Annotated in this window: 15 protein-coding genes; 9 read left to right on the top strand and 6 right to left on the bottom strand. The window is 71.1% G+C overall.

The genetic code is table 11. The features are described from left to right. The first annotated feature begins 102 nt into the window (after positions 1-102). Positions 103-1428 (top strand): immunoglobulin domain-containing family protein, encoded by a 1326-nt coding sequence (locus KDY119_RS12835; protein ID WP_036946667.1) that lies wholly within the window; start codon positions 103-105, stop codon positions 1426-1428. Positions 1429-1635: 207 nt separating this feature from the next. Further along, positions 1636-2574 (top strand): sunset domain-containing protein, encoded by a 939-nt coding sequence (locus KDY119_RS12830; RefSeq protein ID WP_051136187.1) that lies wholly within the window; start codon positions 1636-1638, stop codon positions 2572-2574. Positions 2575-2669: 95 nt separating this feature from the next. Here the strand turns inward: KDY119_RS12830 and KDY119_RS12825 are convergent, their stop codons facing one another. From KDY119_RS12825 to KDY119_RS12810, 4 genes are all read right to left on the bottom strand, one after another. Continuing rightward, positions 2670-3614, bottom strand: a complete 945-nt coding sequence (locus KDY119_RS12825) for a glycine betaine ABC transporter substrate-binding protein (RefSeq protein WP_036946664.1) — start codon at positions 3612-3614, stop codon at positions 2670-2672. A gap of 119 nt (positions 3615-3733) precedes the next feature. After that, entirely contained in the window at positions 3734-4648 is a 915-nt protein-coding gene (locus tag KDY119_RS12820) for an ABC transporter permease (protein WP_051136186.1), read from the bottom strand. Next, entirely contained in the window at positions 4645-5802 is a 1158-nt protein-coding gene (locus KDY119_RS12815) for a quaternary amine ABC transporter ATP-binding protein (protein ID WP_153022401.1), read from the bottom strand. Before KDY119_RS12815 ends, KDY119_RS12820 begins: the two co-directional genes overlap by 4 nt. A gap of 457 nt (positions 5803-6259) precedes the next feature. Continuing rightward, on the bottom strand, positions 6260-7159 hold the full coding sequence (locus tag KDY119_RS12810; RefSeq protein ID WP_148283991.1) for a hypothetical protein: 900 nt from the start codon (positions 7157-7159) through the stop codon (positions 6260-6262). Between the two features lie 254 nt (positions 7160-7413). Here KDY119_RS12810 and ahcY point away from each other — a divergent pair, with 254 nt between their 5' ends. From ahcY to KDY119_RS12775, 7 genes are all read left to right on the top strand, one after another. Continuing rightward, on the top strand, positions 7414-8982 hold the full coding sequence (ahcY, locus tag KDY119_RS12805; protein WP_051136184.1) for an adenosylhomocysteinase: 1569 nt from the start codon (positions 7414-7416) through the stop codon (positions 8980-8982). A gap of 69 nt (positions 8983-9051) precedes the next feature. Continuing rightward, entirely contained in the window at positions 9052-10449 is a 1398-nt protein-coding gene (locus tag KDY119_RS12800; RefSeq protein ID WP_036948137.1) for a hypothetical protein, read from the top strand. Positions 10450-10627: 178 nt separating this feature from the next. Next, entirely contained in the window at positions 10628-12118 is a 1491-nt protein-coding gene (locus KDY119_RS12795) for a sensor histidine kinase (protein WP_085997969.1), read from the top strand. After that, positions 12119-12784, top strand: a complete 666-nt coding sequence (locus KDY119_RS12790) for a LuxR C-terminal-related transcriptional regulator (protein ID WP_036946661.1) — start codon at positions 12119-12121, stop codon at positions 12782-12784. 365 nt (positions 12785-13149) lie between these two features. Then, positions 13150-14229 (top strand): DUF559 domain-containing protein, encoded by a 1080-nt coding sequence (locus tag KDY119_RS12785; protein ID WP_083890579.1) that lies wholly within the window; start codon positions 13150-13152, stop codon positions 14227-14229. A gap of 261 nt (positions 14230-14490) precedes the next feature. Continuing rightward, on the top strand, positions 14491-15789 hold the full coding sequence (locus tag KDY119_RS12780) for an acyltransferase family protein (RefSeq protein ID WP_153022400.1): 1299 nt from the start codon (positions 14491-14493) through the stop codon (positions 15787-15789). A 148-nt stretch (positions 15790-15937) separates the two neighbouring features. Beyond that, the gene (locus tag KDY119_RS12775) at positions 15938-17125 is read left to right on the top strand and encodes an acyltransferase family protein (protein WP_051136181.1); all 1188 of its coding nucleotides are present in this window, start codon (positions 15938-15940) and stop codon (positions 17123-17125) included. Between the two features lie 21 nt (positions 17126-17146). On the opposite strand, the gene KDY119_RS12770 is transcribed toward KDY119_RS12775, so the two are convergent. Then, positions 17147-19039 (bottom strand): SpoIID/LytB domain-containing protein, encoded by a 1893-nt coding sequence (locus KDY119_RS12770; RefSeq protein WP_153022399.1) that lies wholly within the window; start codon positions 19037-19039, stop codon positions 17147-17149. Positions 19040-19121: 82 nt separating this feature from the next. Continuing rightward, positions 19122-21029 (bottom strand): SpoIID/LytB domain-containing protein, encoded by a 1908-nt coding sequence (locus tag KDY119_RS12765; RefSeq protein ID WP_153022398.1) that lies wholly within the window; start codon positions 21027-21029, stop codon positions 19122-19124. Positions 21030-21041: the final 12 nt, after the last annotated feature.

Here is a 21041-nt window from a genome sequence, read left to right as displayed (position 1 = left end):
TCGCTCCGGGTGCTACGTTCACGGCCGGCCTACTGGCGGGTCCTCCACGAACGTCCAGGACGGTCCGACTCTCTTACTCACGTTCATTCCCCTGGAGGATCCATGCGCCAGCTCTTCGTGGGCGGTCGCCGTGCCGCCGCGGTCGCTACGTTCGCCGCGGTCGTCGCGGCGGGTGTCACGACCCCCGCCGTGGCCGCGTTCGCCGCGCCGCACACCGCTTCGTCGGTCACGCTCGCCGCGAGCGCCGCCACCAAGCCCCACGTCACGTCGTCGCCGAAGTCGGTAGTCGTCGCCACCGGCCACGAGGCCACGTTCAAGGTCAAGTCGTCCGGCGCGCACCTCGCGTTCCGCTGGTACGTCAGCACGAACGGCAAGACGTGGAAGAAGATCGCGAAGGCAACTCACGCGTCGTACACGGTCAAGGCGAAGGCCTCGCTGAACGGGCACCGCTACCGCGTCGTCGTGAAGAACGTCCACGGGTCCGTGACCTCGAAGAGCGCCAAGCTCACGGTCGCGGTCAAGCCGCACGTCACGCGCCAGCCCCACGCCGCGGTCGTCGTGACCGGCAAGAAGGCGTCGTTCACGGTCCACGCGACTGGCAACGCGCTCCACGTCCAGTGGTACGCCAAGGCGCCGGGCAAGTCCTACGTGAAGGTCGCCCGTGCGGCGAGCGCCCGCTACACGGTCACGGCGAGCGCCGCCAAGAACGGGTACCGGTACAAGGCCGCCGTGTCCAACAAGGCGGGACGAGTCACGACGTCGTCGGCCAAGCTCACCGTCATCACGAAACCGAAGATCACGAAGCAGCCCCTCGAGGGGCAGCAGGTCGCGAGCGGGACCTCGGTCACCCTGTCGGTCCGGGCGTCGGGAGTCGGTCTCACCTACCAGTGGCAGTACGTCGACGACTCCGCCGACGGCGACTACGACTACCACGTGATCAAGGGCGCCACCGGGTCGACCTACACCTTCACGGCGACGACCAGGACGCACGACGACCTCCGCGTCGTCGTCTCGAACAAGGCCGGCAAGGTGGCGAGCGACGACTCGTTCGTCCTCGTCGACTCGTCGGTGGACGACCCGTACGGGCCCGACGGGATGGCGCTCCTGAACAGCTGGATCGTGACGCTCGACGCACAGGCCAAGGGCGGCGTGACCGTCGTCAGCGGCGACAACCCGACCACGATCAAGACGAGCTTCCAGGCGCTGCCAGGTAACCACGCGGAGGTCGGTGACCTGAGCTTCGCCCTCGTCGTCGACGGCCGCGAGTATCCGGCGACGGTGAGCTCCAAGGCGTACGCGGGCGGGGACTACGGGTTCGTGGCGACGGCGACGGCCGACGTGACGCGGAAGATGGCTGAGGCGGGTGTCTGGAAGGTCACCGACTCCTCCGGCAAGACGCCGGTGACGCAGTACTTCGCACAAGGCTGACCGGACCGCGAGCCCGAGGCCGGCGTCCCCGCGGGGCGTCGGCCTCCTCGCGTCCGGGTGCGGGACGGTCCGGGTGAAATCGCGGGTGAGGTCCGAGGCCACGTGCCCGATTCAGGTGGACTCATGGCGCTGACCAGCACTTTCGCGAGGTTACGATCAGCCGTCTCGTCAGTCGCAGGCCTTGCGCCGCGTGCCCCAGGAGTCCCGATGCGTTCCCTCCGTTCCCTGCTCGCCACGGCCCTCGTCGGCGGCCTCCTCGTGTCCGGCTCTGCCGTCGTCGCGACGTCCGCCCAGGCAGCACCCGTCCACGCAAGCGTCGCCGTTCATGCGGCCAAGGTGACGCCGACCAAGGTCACGATCAAGAAGATCGCCTCGAAGCGCGCCCCCTACAAGGGCAAGACGACGATCAAGCCGCGCGTGACGGCGTCGGGCAAGGTCTCGGTGAAGTCGAAGACGCTCACCGTGAAGCACGGCAAGAAGACCGTCGCGAAGAAGAAGAAGTCCGTGAAGCTCAAGGCGGGCACGTACAAGGTGACGACGAAGGTCACCTACAAGACGTACAAGCTCAAGACGACGACCAAGACCGTCACGAAGAAGAAGGTTGGCGTCGCGTTCGGGACCGACGTCACTGTGACCTGCAATGCGAGCACGGTGAGATTCGACGATGGCTACGGCGACCTCGTTGCGACGTGCACGTCGTCCCGCTTCGACGGAGCCCGCAAGGAGTCGATGACGCTCGTCGACATGGGGGACGGCACGTACTACGGCTTTGGCGACAACCTCGACGAGCTCACGACGCGCGTCGTCCCGCAGGTGGGTAAGCCTTTCAGTGCCACCCTGAACCCTGGCGACGACCTGAAGAAGACGTACAAGGCCAAGCAGACGACGACCAGGAAGGTCTGGTCGAAGACCAAGTCGAAGTCGCTCACCCAGAAGCTCGTCATCAAGAAGGGCAAGCGGCCCAACCACACCGCGCCGATCAGCGAGTGGAACTGCCCGAGCTGGGCGCCCATCAAGGGCAACGCCGACAGCGGCATCTACCACGTGCCGGGAGGTCGCTGGTACAGCCGCACCAAGCCGGAGATCTGCTTCACGACGCGCGCTGCTGCCGAGGCAGCTGGCTACCGCGCCTCCAAGAACGGCTGACCCGAGAGGGTCCTCAGCCTGCGCATGCCGCAGGCACGGCGAAGGCCGGCACCTGTTCGGGTGCCGGCCTTCGCGCCGTCGTGCAGGGGGAGGGCTCAGGAGCCGGACGTCTCCGTGGCGCCGGAGCCACCGGTCACGCTGGAGATGAAGTCGGGGTTCTTCTGGAGCCACGCGTCGACGGCAGCCTCGGGCTTGTCCTTGTACTGGTCGTCGTTGCGCATGAGGTTCTCGATCTCACCGATCTGCTTGTCGGTGAGCTTGAAGTTCTTCATCCACTTCGCGATGTCCGGGTGCTCGGCGGAGAAGCCCTTGTGCGCGTAGGCGTGGATCTGCTCGGCGTCGCCCATGAGGCCCTTCGGGTCCTCGAGGTCGCGGATCTTGAACTGGGTGTACGCCCAGTGCGGACGCCACAGGGTCACGGCGATGTTCTTGCCGCTCTGCTCCGCGCTCTTGAGGGACGCGAGCATCGCGGACGTCGACGAGGTCTGGAACTGGAGGTCCTCGAGCCCGTAGCCCGGGAGCATGTCGTTCTTCACGACCCCGGTCTCACCGGCGCCGGCCTCGATCCCGACGAGCTTGTTGTCGTAGTCCTTCGCGTACTTCTTGAGGTCCGCGATCGACTTGGCCGGCGAGTCCTCGTTGACGGCGATCGTGAGCTTGGCGTTGTCGTACCAGGTGCCCATGTCCTCGATCTTGCTGCCGTACTTCTTCAGGTAGGCGGCGTGCGTCGTCGGGAGCCAGGTGTCGGCGTAGATGTCGTAGCTGCCGCCGGCGAGGCCGGTGAAGATGATCCCGAGGTCGGCGGACTGCGTCTTCACCGTGTAGCCCTGGTCGGTGAGGATCTTCTTGATGACGTACGAGGCGGCCGTGCCCTCGTCCCAGCCAGCGGGCGGGAGCGCGATCGAGATCGTCTTGTCGCTCGACCCGGACTTGCCGGAGCCGGACGCGTCGTCGTCGGACGAGCAGGCGGCCACGCTGAACGCGAGGGCGGAGACGGCGACGGTGGCCGCGGCGTAGCGGGTGCGGCGTGCGGTGAACATCAGGGTTGTCCTTCCTTCGGCAGGCTCGCGCCTACCTGGGTCGGGGACCGGCCGTGGTCGGCCGGACGGGGAAAGGTGGGTGCGCCGTCGGGCGGGCGTGCCCGACGGCGCAGCCCGGGTCAGGCGCGGACCTTGGCCAGCGCCCGGGAGACGGGTGCGCGGCCGGCGAGCGCCGACGTCACGCGGTCGAGGAAGATCGCGAGGATCACGACGGACAGGCCGGCCTCGAAGCCGAGCCCGACGTCGATCTGCTGCAGCGCGGAGACGACGTCGCCGCCGAGGCCGCCGGCGCCGACCATGCCGGCGACGACCACCATCGAGAGCGACAGCATGATGACCTGGTTGACCCCGGCCATGATCGTGGGCAGCGCGAGCGGCACCTGGATCTGGCGAAGGATGCGGCGGTCGGTGGCGCCGAACGCGCGGCCGGCCTCGACGACCTCCGAGTCGACCTGCCGGATGCCGAGCTCGGTGAACCGGACCCCCGGGGCGAGCGCGAACAGCACGGTCGCGACGATGCCCGGGACGGCGCCGGTGAGGAAGATGATGACCGTCGGGATCAGGTAGACGAACGCCGGCATGGTCTGGAGGAGGTCCAGGACGGGTCGGACGACGCGCGACACGTGGTCGTTGCGTGCCGCCCAGATGCCGAGCGGTATCGCGATGATCAGCGCGATCACCGCTGAGACGAGCACGAGGGACAGGGTGTCCATCGCGTGGTCCCACTGGTCGACGCCCGCGATGACCACGAGCCCGACGAGGACGGTGAGCCCGAGCCGCCAGGACTTCGCCCACGTGGCGAGGAGCGCGAGCACGAGTGCGACGGCCCAGAACGGCGGGGTCGAGAACACCCAGTCGACGGCGTCGTACGCGCCCTGGAGCGCGTTCTTGATCGCGTCGAAGAAGCCCGTGAAGCTCGTGGTCAGCCAGTCGACGAAGCTGTTGACCCACTCGCCGAGGTCGATCCGCGGGACCAGGGTGCCGGTCTCGTCGTTCACGGCCAGCGTCGCGGCGGAGAGTGCTGCGGTGATCATCGGGCTGCTCCTTCCGTCGTGGCGGCCGCTTCGACGGGGGCGCCGTCCTCGACGCCCTCCAGGTCGGGGGCTGTGCCCTGCTCCGGGACCATCGCCTCGAGCAGCGCCTCGCGGTCGATGTGCCCGACGACGTGACCTGCGTCGTCGTGCACCGTGAGCGGGACGTCGCTCTCGGCCGCGGGGGCGAACAGGTCGGCGAGGGGGGTGTCCTCCGCGACCACGGGGACGCCGTCGGGCGTGGGGGCGGCGGCGACGCCGGCGGGCGATCCGGGCTCGCCGGTGGGCGTCATGACGGAGCCCGCGGTGAGGACGCGGGTGCGGTCGACGTCGTTCACGAACTGGGCGACGTAGTCGTCGGCGGGCTCGGACAGGATCTGCTCCGGCGTGCCGATCTGGACGACGCGGCCGTCGCGCATCACGGCGATGCGGTCGCCGAGGTGCATGGCCTCGTTGAGGTCGTGGGTGATGAAGACGATCGTCTTGCCGAGGGTGCGCTGCAGCTCGATGAGCTGCTCCTGCATCTCGCGGCGGATCAGCGGGTCGAGCGCCGAGAACGCCTCGTCCATGAGCAGGACGTCGGTGTCGGCGGCGAGCGCGCGGGCCAGGCCGACACGCTGGCGCATGCCGCCCGAGAGCTGTGAGGGCAGCGAGTCGTGCCAGCCCTCGAGGCCGACGAGGTCGAGCGCCTTGGCGGCGCGCTCACGACGCTCCGCCTTGTCGACGCCCTGGATCTCGAGGGGGTACGCGGCGTTCTCGAGGACGGTCCGGTGGGGGAGCAGCGCGAAGTGCTGGAACACCATAGAGACCCGGCTCCGGCGCAGCTCGCGCAGGCGGGCGCCGCTCACCGCGGTGAGGTCGTCGCCGCCGAGACGGACGTGACCCGCGGTCGGCGTCCACAGCCCGTTGATCATGCGGATCAGGGTCGACTTGCCCGAGCCCGACAGGCCCATCACGACGAAGATCTCGCCGGGGGCCACGTCGAAGCTCACGTCGATGACCGCGGCGGTGCCGAGGTCCTTGACCGCGTCGCGGCTCGCGCCCTCCTCGAGCCGGCGGACCGCCTTCTGGGCGCGGCGGCCGAAGACCTTGTAGACGTTCTCGACCCGGACCGCGGGGGACTGGGTCCCGGTGGTCCGGGCTGTGGTCGCACTCATGCGACTTCCACCTCCGTCAGGTTCTGTGCGGCGGCGCTGTGCACGGCCCCCAGCGACCCGCAGGTCGCGCGCCGAGGCGCGGCGAGACCCGCAGGGCGAGGGCCGGGGTCCCGGTGGACCCGGCGCCATGCCGACGTTCCACCTTGCCAAAATGCAGGAAGAATCTCGAACTCGCCGGGGGCAATCAAGGCCCGATCACCCCGGATCGGCCGGGCATGATCCGCGGAATGGTGCGGCTGAGAGCCGATCCCGGGTTGTTATGCCATTGTGACGTTGCGATCTCGGTCAACAATCGGTATCGCGCGCGGGCGCGCGCTCGCGCGTTCGATTGCTACGCGGCCCGCGCCGAGTGCGACGCCGGGTTCGCCGAGTGTGACGCCGGGTTCGCCGAGTGTGACGTCGGGTTCGCCGAGTGCGACGACGTCGCACTCGGTGAACGGAGCGTCGCACTCGGCGGTCAGGTATCGCGACGCAGACGACGGAGGCTCTGCAGCAGCTCGCCTTCGTCGGCGAGTCTTTCCTTGTCGACCTGTGCGAGTCGCCAGTCGCACGAGCGCACATCGTCCGCGCGCACCGCATCCTTCGAGGCCTGGGCTTCGAGGAGGTGATACTCGCCGTCGTACTCGATCCCGATCTTGTGCTCGCGCCAACCCATGTCGAGCCGTGCGACGAAGCGTGCGCCGTCGAACACCTCGATCTGTGTCTCGAGCCTCGGGAAGCCGGCCGTCACCACGACGAGGCGGAGCTGCGACTCCGGTGGCGACTCGGCCCCACCGTCCATGAGTGCGAGCGTCTCGTGGACACGGCGGATCCACCGCGCACCCGGGTTCCGGTCGACGACGGCCTGCACGCCGTCGAGGTCGATGCCACAAGGCGACGGGACGACGACTCCGGGGCGTGGCGTGCGCCGGACGCTCGTGAGCGGGTCCGTCGCCCGGGCGAGTGCATCGAGCCGGGGGACCGAACGGTGGACGAGTGGGTCGCGGGCGATGTCGTATGCCGTCCGCTCGACCGAGGTCACGGGACCCCACGGCGAGTCGACGACGTCGTCGCGGTGGAACGAACGGGCGCGAACCCGCAGGTGCGGGCGTCGGCGGATCCGGTCGGGCCGGAGGAATGCGACGTCGATCGGGCTGTCGTCCTCCGTGAACCAGTCGACGCCGTGCACCCACAGGGCCGTGTCGCCATGAAGGACGGCGTCGTCCGGGAGGAGCGTGCGGGCTGCACGGAGGCGCGCGGCGAAGACGTACGACATCTTCGCGGCGCCAGGGACGGCGGGCGTCGAGTCGGGCAGGAGGATCTCGCGATCGGGGTCGCCTGCGATCCGGGAGGTCGGGAGAGTGAGAGGTCGTCTCATGCGCTGCATGGTGGCGTCGGGCGTCCGGCGTGCGTCGTGGTGCGACCGCGCCCTGTGCACGACGGCGTCCGGCGCGGGACTGTGCGTCGCACTCGGCGGGCGGGGCGTCGCACTCGGCGAAGCTCGCGTCGCACTCGGCGGACGGAGCGTCGCACTCGGCGGGCCCGACTACCCTGGACGTGATCCGCCGCCCGCCAGGCGGCGTCCACCCCGCGCGGACGGGAGCCCCCAGCGCACGAGTCCAAGGAGCACGCATGTCCGAGAACGCTTCGTCCGCTGGGGCGACCGGGTTCGACGAGATCCCCGGCCGCTACAAGGTCCGCAGCCTGGCGCTCGCCGAGTCGGGCCGCCACCAGATCCGCCTCGCCGAGCACGAGATGCCCGGCCTCATGGCCCTGCGCGAGGAGTTCGGTCCCACGCAGCCGCTCGCGGGCGCCCGCATCGCCGGCTCGCTGCACATGACGGTCCAGACCGCCGTCCTCATCGAGACCCTCACCGCGCTCGGTGCCGAGGTGCGCTGGGCGAGCTGCAACATCTTCTCCACGCAGGACGAGGCCGCGGCGGCGATCGTCGTCGGGCCGGAGGGGACACCCGAGGACCCGCAGGGTGTGCCCGTGTTCGCCTGGAAGGGCGAGTCGCTGCCCGAGTACTGGGACTGCACGGAGCAGATCCTCGTGTGGCCGTCGGAGGACGGCACCGTGCAGGGCCCCAACATGATCCTCGACGACGGCGGGGACGCGACCCTCCTCGTGCACGAGGGCGTCGCGTACGAGCGCGCGGGCGCCGTCCCGGCCGACACGCGCCCCGGCGAGCCCGACCACTCGGAGGAGGCGAACGTCGTCCGCGCCGTGCTGCGCCGCGCCCTCGAGGCCGACCCGCTGCGCTGGACGACCGTCGCGGAGAGCCTCCTCGGCGTCACCGAGGAGACCACGACCGGCGTCCACCGCCTCTACCAGCTCGCCGAGCAGGGCCAGCTCCTGTTCCCCGCGATCAACGTCAACGACTCCGTCACGAAGTCGAAGTTCGACAACAAGTACGGCATCCGCCACTCCCTGCCCGACGGCATCAACCGCGCCACCGACATCCTCATCGGCGGCAAGGTGGCGTTCGTCGCGGGCTACGGCGACGTCGGCAAGGGCGCGGCCGAGGCGTTCCGCGGGCAGGGCGCGCGCGTCATCGTCTCCGAGATCGATCCGATCTGCGCCCTGCAGGCCGCGATGGACGGCTACCAGGTCGCACGGCTCGAGGACGTCGTCGGCGAGGCCGACTTCTTCATCACCACGACCGGCAACAAGGACGTCATCCGCACCGAGCACCTGGTCGCGATGAAGGACAAGGCCGTCGTCGGGAACATCGGCCACTTCGACAACGAGATCGACATGGCCGGTCTCGCGCAGGTCCCGGGTGTCGTGCGCACCGAGATCAAGCCGCAGGTCCACGAGTGGACGTTCACGGAGGCCGGGCCCGACGGCGAGGCCGCGGGGCGCTCGATCATCGTGCTGTCCGAGGGCCGCCTGCTCAACCTCGGCAACGCGACCGGCCACCCGTCGTTCGTCATGAGCAACTCGTTCTCCAACCAGGTCATCGGCCAGATCGAGCTCTTCACCGACGGCGCAGGCAGCGCCGCCGGGTCCTCCCAGGACGACGGCGCCCGGCAGTACCAGCGCGAGGTGTACCGCCTGCCCAAGATCCTCGACGAGAAGGTCGCCCGCCTCCACCTCGACGCGCTCGGGGTCCGGCTCAGCGAGCTCACGAAGGACCAGGCCGACTACCTGGGCATCCCGGTCGAGGGCCCCTACAAGGCCGACCACTACCGCTACTGACCGCGACACGATGCGCCTCATCCCGCGCGGATGAGGCGCATCGGGCGCGCCGTCTGGTTCGCTGGCCGGGTGACCGAGAACACGCCGCTGACCGACGGCGAGCGCACCGAGCTGGAGTCTCTCCGCGCGGAGGTGACGCGCCTGCGGGCCGTGGCTGCGTCGTCGGGCGGGCCGAGCCCGGGCGTGCCCGACGGCGGCACGACAGCAGGGGAGGCAGGCCGGGCCGCGGGGTGGCTCCGCTGGACGGCGACGGGTGTGCTCGTCGTGCTGGCCGCGCTCCTGGCGATCTCGGCGGTGGGCGCGCGCTACGTGCGCAGCCAGCTCCTCGACACCGACCGCTACGTCTCGACGGTCGCACCCCTCGCCGGCGACCCCGCCGTGCAGGACGCCGTCGCGTCCAAGGTCACGGACGCGCTCGTCCAGCAGCTCGACCTCGAGACGCTCACGCGCGACGCGCTCACGGCGATCACCGACAACGCGCCCCGCGTGCCCGACGCGATCGTCGGGCTGGCGCCGGTCCTCGCCAGCCAGGCGAACGGCTTCGTCGGCGACCAGGTCACGCGCTTCGTCCGGTCCGACGCGTTCGCGAACCTGTGGGTCCAGGCCAACCGGGCGGCACACGCGAACGTCGTCGCGGTCCTCACCGGAGGCAGCGGCCGCGCCCTCACCGCGACGCGGGACGGCGCCGTCGTCCTGGACCTCGGACCCGTCGTCGACGCCGTCAAGCAGCAGCTCGTCGCCCGCGGGCTCACCTTCGCCAGCACCATCCCCCAGGTCTCGACGACCATCACGGTGTTCCAGTCCTCCGACCTCGCGAAGGCGCAACGCTGGACCCGCGCGTTCGACCGCCTCGCCACCTGGCTGCCGTGGATCGCGCTCCTCGTCGCCGCGGCCGCCATCGGGGTCGCGCCCCCGGGGCGCCGGCGCCGGGCCGTCGTGGTCGTGGCGTCCGCGGCGGCGGTCGGGATGATCGCCCTCGGGATCGGGATCACCGTCGGGCGGGCCGTCTACCTCGGCGCGATCCCGGCGCACGTGCTGCCGCCGAGCGCCGCGGCGGTCGTGTTCGACACCGTCGTGCAACCGTTGCGCGGCACCCTCCGGTTCGTCCTGGTCGTCGCCCTCGTGGTGGCGCTCGCGAGCTTCCTCGTCGGACCGAGCGGCGCCGCGCAGGCCGTCCGCAACGGGTTCATGTGGCTGGTCGGGCGGGCGTCGGGCGGGCACGCAGGCGACGTCACCCGCGAGCCCACGCCGTGGGAGGCATGGATCGCCCGCTACGCGCTGCTGTTGACGGTCGCGCTCGTGGCGCTCGGGGGGCTCGTCCTCGTGTTCTGGCACTACCCGACCGGAGCGGTCGCGTTCTGGATCGCGCTCGTCGTCGTGGTGCTGGTCGTCGCCGTGCAGGTCCTGGCGGCCCCGGGTCGGCACGCCCGCGACCGCACCCGCGTCGGCGAGTCCCGCGCGGTCTGAGCGGCGCGCGCGTCGTCGGACCGCCGTTGCACTAGCGTGGTCGGATGCTGCGACGGCGCACCGACACGGCCCGCGGACTCGTCGTCGGCGGCCCGGCGCCGGTCACGGGGGATGTCCCCCCGTCAGGACGGCGGCGGCCCGGCTCCATCTCGCGTGCCGGCGACGACACGATGGAGGCATGAGCACGACGACCATGGCTGCCACCGCCCCCGGACAACCGTCCTCGACGCCGCCCGCGCCGACCGAGCAGTCGGCGCCGCAGGCCACCACCCCCGCACGGCTCGAGCCCGTGGGCTTCTTCAGCGGACCCTTCAAGCGGCGCACCTGGAGCGAGCTCCTGTTCCTGGTGTGCACGCTCGTGACGAGCTCCGTCGGGCTCGCGTACTTCTTCTTCACCATCGGCGCGGGCGCCGGGTTCGGCGTGACCGTCGTCGGGCTGTACGTCGGCGGGTCGCTCGTCGTCGGTGCGCGGATGTGGGGCTCGCTGTACCGGGCGGAGGGGCGCGCGCTGCTCGGTGTCGACGTGCCCGCCCCCGTGCCGTTCCGCCGCGGACGCGGCTTCTGGGGCGGCATGGGCCGCATGCTCGGCGACACCGCCGGCTGGCGGGCGCTCGCGTTCCTGTTCCTGTCGTTCGTGACGAACCTCGTCGGGGCCGTGTTCTCGCTCGTGTTCCTCGCGTACGGGCTCGGCGGCCTCACGTACGGCATCTGGTACCGCTGGCTCCCGCTGCAGCAGGCCGACGACGGCAGCTGGCACCGCGGCGCCCAGTACGGACCCGGGTGGTTCGTCGACACGCCGGCACGCATCTGGGCGCAGGCCGGCGTCGGTCTGCTGCTGCTGTTCCTGTGGCCGCAGATCCAGCGCGGGTTCGTCCACCTGACGCGGCTCCTCATCGTCAACCTGCTCGGCCCCACCCAGGCCAGCCTCCGCGTCGCCGACCTCGAGCGGTCCCGCGGCCGCACCGTCGAGGACGCCGACGCCCGCCTCCGCCGCATCGAACGCGACCTCCACGACGGCACCCAGGCCCGGCTCGTCGCCGTCGCCATGCAGCTCGGCGAGGCGAAGGAGCAGCTCGCGGGGGCGTCGTCGGGCACGGAGAGCGACGACCCGACCGTGGCCGACGTGCTCGGGCTCGTGACCCTCGCGCACGACTCCACCAAGGAAGCCCTCACCGAGCTCCGCGAGATCGCGCGCGGCATCCACCCGCCCGTGCTCGACAACGGGCTCGCCGCGGCCCTCGGTACGCTCGCCGCGCGGTCGCCCGTGCGGACCGTCGTCGACGTCGACCCCGCGCTCTCCGAGCGTGACGCCCTCGCGCCCGCGATCGAGGCGCTCGCCTACTACGTCGTCGCCGAGCTCGTCACCAACGCCGCCAAGCACGCTCACGGGTCGACGGTGTGGGTGCTGGTCGAACCCGCCGCCGCAGCGCGGCCCCCGGCCCCCGGCTCGACCTCGCCCACGCACTTCGTCCGGATCCGGGTCCGCGACGACGGTGTCGGCGGCGCGGCGGTGAACCTCACCGACCCGCGGCCGGGCGAGGGGAGCGGGCTCGCCGGTCTCGTGGAGCGCGTCCGCGCCGTCGACGGCACGCTCGACGTCGTCAGCCCCGCCGGCGCCGGGACCCGCGTCGACGTCCTCCTGCCCACCGTCGTCCCCGGGGAGAAGTAAGTGCGCATCCTCATCGCGGAAGACTCCGCGATCCTCCGCGACGGCCTCGTCGCCCTGCTGCAGCGGCGGGGCCACGAGGTCGTCGGGGCCGTTCCCGACGCCGACGCGCTCCGCGCCGCCTACGCCGATCTCGTCGGTCCGGGTGGAGCGGGGGCGCCGGACGTCGTCGTCGTCGACATCCGCATGCCCCCGACCTTCACGGACGAGGGCCTGCGGGCGGCCATCGAGCTGCGCGCCGCCCATCCCGGGCAAGGCGTGCTCGTGTTCTCGCAGTACGTCGAGACCCAGTTCGCCTCCCGGCTCCTCGCCGACGACGCGCGGGGCCTCGGCTACCTGCTCAAGGACCGCGTCGCCGACGTGGGGGAGTTCCTCGCCGCGCTCGAACGGATCGCCGGTGGGCAGACCGTCCTCGACCCCGAGGTCGTCACCCAGCTCATGGGTGCGTCCCGCGGCGACGACGGGCTCGGGCGGCTCACCCCGCGCGAGCGCGAGGTCCTGGAGCTCATGGCGCAGGGGCGGTCGAACGGCGCGATCGCCGAGGCGCTGTTCCTGTCCTACGGCGCGGTCGAGAAGAACGTGACGTCGATCTTCGACAAGCTCGACCTGCCGCAGGACGCCGCCGACCACCGGCGCGTGCTCGCGGTGCTGCGGTACCTGCGGGGCTGAGGCGCCGCTGGCAGCTCGCGTGCTGGGCCGCACCTAACTTCTCGCGCCCCCCAACACCGGACCGGTCGAGCGTGGGCCGGCGCGCCTGATCCGTCCCGTTCGTCCCGTGTTCTGGGTGAATCGGGGCCGCGGCTTCCGGTGTCCGTGTTGGTGGGCGTCGGAAAGCGTCGCCGACCGTGCGCGGGACCCGCGTGGCGGGCTGACCCGACGCGCGAAGCGCCGAGGTCGGCTCAGCCCGTGCTCGACCCCGGATCGGCAGAGATTCACCGTGCGAGGCCCACCCACAGGTGCGCGTCGGGCCTGCTCGTCCACAATGGGGCCCCAGCCGTCGGCGGCGAACTGCTCTCCTGTGGCAGACCAATGCCATGAACCCGCTCACTGATCCACGGACCTCGAGGCGTGGACGCCCCCGGTCGGCTCCGCGCGGCATCGTCCGCGCCCGCCTCGTGCGCGCCGGCGGTGCAGCGCGCTACTCCGAGCTCGTCCGTGACACCGCTGACCGGACCGAGCTCGTCAACCTCGTCCGCAGCGGTGCCGTGCTTCGGGCGGGGCGGGGCACCTATGTCGTGCAGCCGGTCGCCCCTGAGCTCGTGAGCGCGGCGCGGTTCGACGGGTTGGTCACGTGCGTGAGCGCCGCACGACTGCACGGGCTGCCGCTGCTCGATCCGCCCGCACGGCCCCACCTGCTCGTCCCGCGCAACCGCAGCGGCGGGGGCCGATCGCGAGCCGAGCTCGAGACGGTCGTCCTGCACCGGGCGGACCACGACGGCGGCACGTCTCCGCACACGGCAGGACGGGTGCAGGACCCAGCGCGCGCCCTCGCGCGGATGCTCGCGTGCTGCCCACGCGACGACGCCGTCGTCGCCCTGGACCACGCCCTCTACAGGAGGCTCGTCACCCACGCCGACGTCGCACGACACCTCGGCCCGCGGGCGCCTGATCGGGTGCGTCGCGCGCTGGCGCTCGCGGACGCCGGCGGCCAGTCGATCATCGAGACCCTCGCGCGGCTCGCGCTCGTCGACGCGGGCTTCGTCGTCCGGACGCAGCCGAGCTTCGCCGGGGTGGGCGACGTCGATCTCCTGGTGGAGGGCCGGGTGATCGTCGAGTGCGACGGGTACGAGTTCCACTCCTCGCGGGCTGCCTTCCGGAAGGATCGGCGGCGCGACCGGGTGCTTCACGCGTACGGCTACGTGGTGCTGCGCTTCACCTACGAGGACATCGTCGACGACCCCGGCTGCGTGGTGCGGGCCGTGCGCAGGGTGCTCGCCGCGCAGGTGGCTCACGGTCCGGTCGAGGGTCCCGTCTGCTGGCCACTCGGGCGTCGTCGGTCCTTCCCTGGCGCACGCCCCCTGCTGTCGGGGGATTCGCACGCAGAGCAACACCGTGCCGAGCGCCCTGCGCTCGGTGGCCCTAGGGTCGGCCCTCACAGGAGTCGAACGGGGTAGTTCGCCCCTCTTGGCTGCGGTGTTTCCGGGCCGGCGAGAGAGTGCGTGTTGCTTGGCGTGACAACTCGAAGGTGGCGAAGGTGCCGCCTGTGGGTCTCCTGGCGATCTGTCCGGTTCGTGCCTCCCGGGTTGCGTCGGACGGTGTCGTCTTCGTACGGTCGAGAAGATCACGAAACGATAACGACCTACGGCTGTGCGAGCACGTGGCACGCAGGACCGACACCGAGGACGCGGCGCGCCGCCGCCTCCGAGGGGAGGCACATGACCGCGCCGGCACCGACCCCGACGACGCCCGCGACCAGCACGACCAGCACGACCAGCACCCTGGCCGACACGCGCGCCACCGGGGCGCCGACGACCCGCACGAGCTCGATCCCGACGCCCTCGGCGCCGGCGAACGACGCCACGACCCCCACGGCTCCGCGGCAGCAGCGCGAGCGCTTCGCCCTCGTCGACGGCCTCCGACTGCTCGCTGCGCTGGGCGTGGTGCTGTACCACTTCACCGCCCGTACCAACCCGGCCTGGCACACGGACGTGGCGCGGGTCTTCCCGAACTTCGGCAGCGTCACGGTCTACGGGGCGCTGGGCGTCGAGCTGTTCTTCATGATCAGCGGGTTCGTGATCCTCATGAGCGCGTGGGGCCGGTCGGTCCCGTCGTTCGTGGCCTCGCGCATCGGCCGCCTCTACCCGGCGTACTGGCTGGGGGTCCTGTCGACCGGCTTCCTGCTGCTCGTGGTGTGGCCGCGCAAGGACCTGGGCGTGCACGACGTCGCCGCGAACCTGACGATGGCGCAGTCGGCATTCGGGATCAACGACGTGGACGGCGTGTACTGGACGCTCTGGACGGAGCTCCGGTTCTACCTGCTGGTGGGGCTGCTCATGATCTGGGGGTTCACGCCCCGGCGGGTCACCGGACTGTGTGCCGTCTGGCCCCCGGTGGCCTGGTTCCTTGCCGTCGGGCTGCCGCAGGTCGGCGTGCACGTCGACTGGTCGTCGTGGCCGGGCGGGATCAACTGGCCGGCGGCGTTGCTGGTCGACCAGTACGCGGGCCTCTTCGCGGCGGGGATGATGGTGTTCCTCGTCGCCCGGCACGGCGTGACGCCGGCCCGGCTGGCCGTGCTCGCGTCGAACGTGACGCTCGTCGTGTGGCAGCTGGCACCACGGCTGCAGGGCCGGTTCGCGGGGACCACCGAGCACGCGGTCTCGACCGGTGTGATCCGGGTCGGTCTGCTGGTCGCGCTGGGCGTGCTCCTCGCGGTGACGTGGACGCCCCTGCGCCGGGTGCGCTGGAACTGGCTCGTGCTCGCCGGCGCGCTGACCTACCCGGTGTACCTGCTGCACGAGTGGTGGGGCTGGTGGCTCATCCACCTGTTCCCGGCCGGTGTGCCGGCCTACCTGACGCTCGCGACGACGCTGTTCGTCGTCCTCCTGGTCGCCGCGCTCGTGCACCACGGTGTCGAGCGCAGGGCCGGTCCCGCGCTGCGCCGGCTCGTCGGCGACGCGCTCACCCGGACGTCGGAGGCGCTCAGCCGCGTCGTCCCGAGGCCGCGCGAGTCCTGAGACGGGCGACCCGAGGGCGGGCCGGGGGACGTCCCCCGGCCCGCCCTCGCCCGTCCCCAGAACCAGGTCGGAGGAGCACGCCATACCGCGCTGACCTGCGGTTTCGAAGGATGGAGACGTCCCCGAGGAACCGTCCCAGGAGCGTCTCATGGCGATCGCCGCACCCCCGTCCCGACCCCGTCCGGCGACCCTTCCGGAGCGCCGCCCTCACCACCGCGCCGTCGTCCGCCCGACCCGCCCCGCGCTCCCGCCCCGCCCCGCGCGTCCGGCCCGGCCGCCCCGCGACCTGTTCGTGGACGTGGTCCGGGCACTCGGGACGCTGGGCGTCATCGCGCTGCACTGGTCGATGGTCGACGCGAGCATCAGCGCGGGTTCGCTGCACGTGGGCAACGCGCTCGGCACCGGTCCGGGCTGGCTCCTGACGTGGCTCATGCCGCTGCCGCTGCTGTTCTTCGCGGCGGGCGCTGCAGCCGGCCACGAGCGGCGGGTGACGACGCGCGGCACCTGGGCCCTGACCGTCCACCGCGTGCGCCGGCTCGTCCGGCCGGTCGGGATGCTCTTCGGGGTGTGGGCGCTCGCGGCGGTCGCGCTGCGGGCGCTCGGCGTGCCCGACGGCGTCGTCGTGCCGGTGCTGCACAAGGTGCCGCAGCCGTTGTGGTTCCTCGGCGTGTACCTGGCGCTGACGGCGGCGACCCCGCTCGTGGTGCGAGCGGTCCGGCGGCTGGGGAAGCGGCTGCCGGCGGCGGTCGGGCTGGCCGCGGTCGCCGTCGTCGGGGTGGACTACCTCCGGATCGAGGCGGGGCACCCGGCGGCGGGCTGGCTCAACCTGCTCCTCGTGTGGCTGGTCCCGTTCGCGCTCGGCGTCGCGCACGCCGAGGGCACCCTCACGCGCCGTCCGGCGGCGCTCGTGGCGGGCGCGGTGGGCGGGATCGCTGCGGCCGTGACGCTCGTCGTCGCGGGCCCGTACCCGATCAGCCTCGTCGGGATGCCCGGTGACGCGATCTCCAACCTCGCCCCGCCGACGGCGCCCGTGGCGGCTTTCGGCATCGCCCAGGTCTGCCTCGCCCTTCTCGGGCGGGACACGCTGGCCTGCTGGGCGTCGGGCCGCGGTGCGAGGCTCGTCGCGTGGGTGAGCGCCCGCTCGATGACGCTCTACCTGTGGCACCTGACGGCGATGTTCGCGGTCGCGGGCGTCGTGATGCTGGGCATGCACGAGCGCCTGCCCGTGCCGTGGTCCACCGACTGGTGGTCGACGCGGCTCACCTGGTTCGCCGCGATGGCCCTCGCCCTCGGGGGACTCGTGGCTCTGTTCGGAAGGGTCGAGCGCCTGCGGTGAGCTGCGCCGTCGGGGGCCGGGTCAGCTCTTCGCGGTGAACGACGACACCCATGCCGCCGGGAAGCCGAAGCGTGCACGGAGCGTCTCGGACTTCCCGGTGATGCTGGCCTTCTTGCCCGAGGTCGACGTGGCGGTCAGGGTCCGCATCTGGCCGCTCGAGTACTTCGAGGACACGCTGATCGACTTCACGTCCGGAAGCCCGAACACCTTCTTCGCGGTGGCCTGCGACACGCTGCGCGTCCATGAGCGGAAGGAGTTGCCGGGGGCCTTGAGGCTCCATGAGTCCGCGACCGACTGCTCGTACGGCACCTTGCTGACCCAGACGTCCTGCGAGCTCGCCGTCCGCCCGCCCGACGACGAGTAGTAGTGCGTCGCGACCACCTTGCCGCCGTAGGTGAGGGCCTTTGCCTTGGTGTCAGAGCTCACGGTGGCGTTGACGGCGGCGACCCAGAGCTTGCCGTAGTAGCCGTTCGTGCCCTCGTCCTGCTTCTTCCAGCCGGTGTAGTTCTGGTCGCGGACGTCGTCGACGACGTTGCAGGCGCACCTCTTGTTCTTGCTCCCCAGCTTGGTGAGCGCGTAGCTCCGGGCGACGACGGCCTGCGCAGCGAGCGCCGACCTGCCCTTGCCTGCGCCCCACGACGACGGCATCTCCGCGATCCCGTACAGGTACTCGGTGTTGAGGGCGACGTCGTTGACGACGTTCGGGTGACCGTCGATGTTCGTGATCGTGAACCGGCCGTTGCGGTAGGAGCCCTGCGCGCCGTTCACGGTCGCGACGGCCTTGGTCGAGGTCGACTTGTAGTACCTCGTCCCGGACCAGTGGATCCGCAGCGTCGAGTCGGTGTACTTCTTGGTGACGGTCTTGGAGCCGCTCGTGACCTTGAACGACGCGGTGACCTTCGAGCCGCTGACACCGATCGTCACGGTGATCGGCGCCTTGCCCTCGTAGAGGGTCGTGCCCTTCGCCGAGCGCAGCCGCCAGGTGCCCTTGTCGACGTGGACCGTCGTGGACTTCGCCGTGTCCGAGTAGCGGCCCGCCGCGTACCCGTAGGGCTCCGGGCCCCAGACCTGGACGGCGATGCTCGTGGGGGTCGTCACGGTCTTCGGTGTGGTGCCCTTGTAGTAGGTCTTGAGGATCGTCGTCGAGCTGTGCCCGGCGAGCGCCATGTCGTAGGCGCCGTACTGCGACATCCCGACGCCGTGCCCGTAGCCGGAGCCGTTGGCCGTGAAGGACGACGGCGCCTTCGCGGCTGCAGCCTTGACCGTCACCCGCACGGTGCTGCTCGTCGCCTTGCCGGACACGACGAGCCGGTAGGACGCCGTCGTCGACGGCTTGAGTACGACCGTGCCCGTGCCCTTCGTGATCTTCGCCGACTTGGACGTGGTGACCCACTTCGACCCGCTCTGCTTCTGGAGCTTCGCGACGGCCGACGAGACCTTCGCGCCCCGGTACGTGAAGGTCGCGGTGAGGGTCGTCGACCTACCCTTCGTGATGGTCGACGCAGCTGCTTTGGCTCCGAGCGCGTAGGGCGCCTTGATGGTGAGCGTCTTGGCCGCGGAGTAGACGCCCGAGGACGTCTTCACCCGGAACACCGACGTGGCGTGCGGCTTGACGCTGATCGTCCCGGTGCCCTTGCTCGACGTCTTGATCGCGCCGAGCTGGTACCAGACCCCGTTGACGCGCTGCTGCACCGCCGCGGTGCCTGCGTGCGCCTTGCCGCCGACCTTCCACGTCGCCGTGAGCTTCGTCGACACGCCCTGGTACGCGCTCGACGGTCCCGTCAGCGTGATGCTCGTCGTCGCGGCCTGCGCCGGCGCGGCGAGCCCGGCCAGGCCGAGCGTCAGCCCCGCGGCGAGCCCCGCGGACAGGCCTGTCATGACCGCGACGTCGCGGATTCGCCCCAGTGTCCCCATCGGTCCACGGTGACACGGTGGTCCGGATTCGTCACCCGGAGCGACGTTCTAGCAGGTCACGCCCCCGCCCGACGGCGCGGGGTCACTTCTTCGGGGTGAACGACGTGACCCAGGCGGCGGGGAGCCCGAGGGTGGTCCGCCACCAGTCTGCGCTGGCCGTCACAGTCGCCGTCGTGCCGTCGGCCGACGTTCCCTTGAGCTCCCGGACCTGGCCGTCATGCTCACCCGTGTCCGTGGGGTAGCGGTCCGAGACGCTGATCGACTTCACGTCCGTGAGCGGCGTGCTCGCGTACGAGAAGATCTTCTTGGCCTGTGCCTGGGTGATCGAGCGGGTCCACGAGACGTAGGGATTGTGGGTCCGCGACCCGTTCGTCTTCGCGGGGTCTGGCTGCGAGCGCAGGTACGGGAGCGGGCCGGAGGCGTTCGTGCCCTGCCAGACGTCCTCGTTGTTCGCAGTGTGGCCGCCCGAGGCGGCGAAGTACGGCGTCTGGATGGGCTCGCCACGGTACGTGACGACCTGCGCACTCGACGCGTTCGCGACGGTGGCATTCACCGCCGAGACCCACAGGTCGCCGTAGGAGCCGTGCTGTCCCTCGTCCTGCTTCTTCCAGCCCGTGTAGTTCTGGTCGCGGACGTCGTCGACGACGTCACAGTTGCACTTCGGGTTGAGCGAGCCGACCTTGCTGAGCGCGTACGTGCGGGCGATGACGGCCTGGGCCTCGAGGGCAGCCTTCCCCTTGCCGGCGCCCCACGACGACGGCATCTCCGCGATGCCGTAGAGATACTCGGTGTTGAGCAGCACGTCGTTGACGATGTTCGGCCGCGTGCCGATCGCGGTGACGTCGAACCAGCCGTTGTGGTAGAGCCCCTGGCTTCCCTTGACGGCGGCGGTGCCGGAGTCCCAGTGCACCTCGTAGCTGGACGCCGACGAGCTGGCCGTCACGGGCGGCGTCGCGATCGAGCCGTTGAGCAGCGCGAACGTGAGCTTGCCGTTCACGACAGAGATCCGCAGGTCTTGCGCGGCCGATCCGTCGAGCACCGTGGTCAGGGCGTCGTCCGCCGTCAGATGCCACGGGCCGCCGAAGGTGATGGTCGTCGTCTTCGCCGTGTCGGAGTACGTCCCGGCGGGGTAGGAATAGGGCTCCGGGCCCCAGACCTGCACCTTGATGCGCTCCGGCGTCGTGACGTTCCCGACGGTGGTGCCGGTGTAGAAGTGCGTGAGGATCTGCGCTCCCGACTTCCCCTCGAGCGCCATCTGGTACGCCCCGTACTGCGAGAGCCCGACCCCGTGCCCGGAGCCCGAGCCGGTGATGCTGAACGTCGACGGCGCCTTCACGGTGACCTTGTGGCTCGCGCTCGTGACCTTGCCGGGGACGCGGAACCGGTACGTCGTCGTCGCGCTGGGCTTGAGGGTGACCTTGCCGTGCCCCTTGCTGACCTTGACGCTGGCCACCTTGACCCACTTCGAGCCGCTGTGCCGCTCGACGAGCGCTGTCGCGGAAGCCGCCCTGCCGTGGTGGTGGTAGGTGAGGGTGAACGTCTTGCCGGTCCCGGCCGTGATGGTGGATCCGGCGGTGCTCGCCAGGGCGTACGCCTTCGTGACGGTGAGCTTCTTGGCCTTGGACGCCTTCTTGCTGGACGTGAGGACCCGGTACGTCGTGGTCGACGCGGGCTTCACGGAGAACTTCGCGACGCCCTTGCTCGTGGTGGTCTTGGTGGCGACCTTCTTCCAGGTCTTCCCGGACTTCCGTTGGAGCGTGACCTTGCCCTTGTGCGCCTTGCTGCCGAGCGTCCAGGTCGCGGTGAGCGTCGTCTTCTGGTCGCTCCACGCGCTCGAGTGGCCCGTCAGCGCGACGTGCGTGGCCGCGGCCTGGGCTGGGGCCGCGAGACCGACCGACCCGACGACGACGGCGAGCGCGGTGAGGACGGACGCGAGGGTCGCGCGGAGGTGGCCCGCGCGGACGCCGGAGGGCCCTGTCGTCGATGTCACGCGCACACTCTG

Source organism: Luteimicrobium xylanilyticum (genome assembly GCF_009429125.1).
Lineage (GTDB): Bacteria > Actinomycetota > Actinomycetes > Actinomycetales > Cellulomonadaceae > Luteimicrobium > Luteimicrobium xylanilyticum.
This window is presented reverse-complemented; position numbering and strand designations above follow the sequence as displayed.

Coding starts and splice junctions, on each gene's coding strand:
- KDY119_RS12820 (WP_051136186.1), bottom strand. CDS start 4,648: ATGATCACCGCAGCACTCTCCGCCGCGACGCTGGCCGTGAACGACGAG.
- KDY119_RS12785 (WP_083890579.1), top strand. CDS start 13,150: ATGAACCCGCTCACTGATCCACGGACCTCGAGGCGTGGACGCCCCCGG.
- KDY119_RS12770 (WP_153022399.1), bottom strand. CDS start 19,039: ATGGGGACACTGGGGCGAATCCGCGACGTCGCGGTCATGACAGGCCTG.
- KDY119_RS12815 (WP_153022401.1), bottom strand. CDS start 5,802: ATGAGTGCGACCACAGCCCGGACCACCGGGACCCAGTCCCCCGCGGTC.
- KDY119_RS12825 (WP_036946664.1), bottom strand. CDS start 3,614: ATGTTCACCGCACGCCGCACCCGCTACGCCGCGGCCACCGTCGCCGTC.
- KDY119_RS12795 (WP_085997969.1), top strand. CDS start 10,628: ATGAGCACGACGACCATGGCTGCCACCGCCCCCGGACAACCGTCCTCG.
- KDY119_RS12830 (WP_051136187.1), top strand. CDS start 1,636: ATGCGTTCCCTCCGTTCCCTGCTCGCCACGGCCCTCGTCGGCGGCCTC.
- ahcY (WP_051136184.1), top strand. CDS start 7,414: ATGTCCGAGAACGCTTCGTCCGCTGGGGCGACCGGGTTCGACGAGATC.
- KDY119_RS12835 (WP_036946667.1), top strand. CDS start 103: ATGCGCCAGCTCTTCGTGGGCGGTCGCCGTGCCGCCGCGGTCGCTACG.
- KDY119_RS12775 (WP_051136181.1), top strand. CDS start 15,938: ATGGCGATCGCCGCACCCCCGTCCCGACCCCGTCCGGCGACCCTTCCG.
- KDY119_RS12780 (WP_153022400.1), top strand. CDS start 14,491: ATGACCGCGCCGGCACCGACCCCGACGACGCCCGCGACCAGCACGACC.
- KDY119_RS12810 (WP_148283991.1), bottom strand. CDS start 7,159: ATGAGACGACCTCTCACTCTCCCGACCTCCCGGATCGCAGGCGACCCC.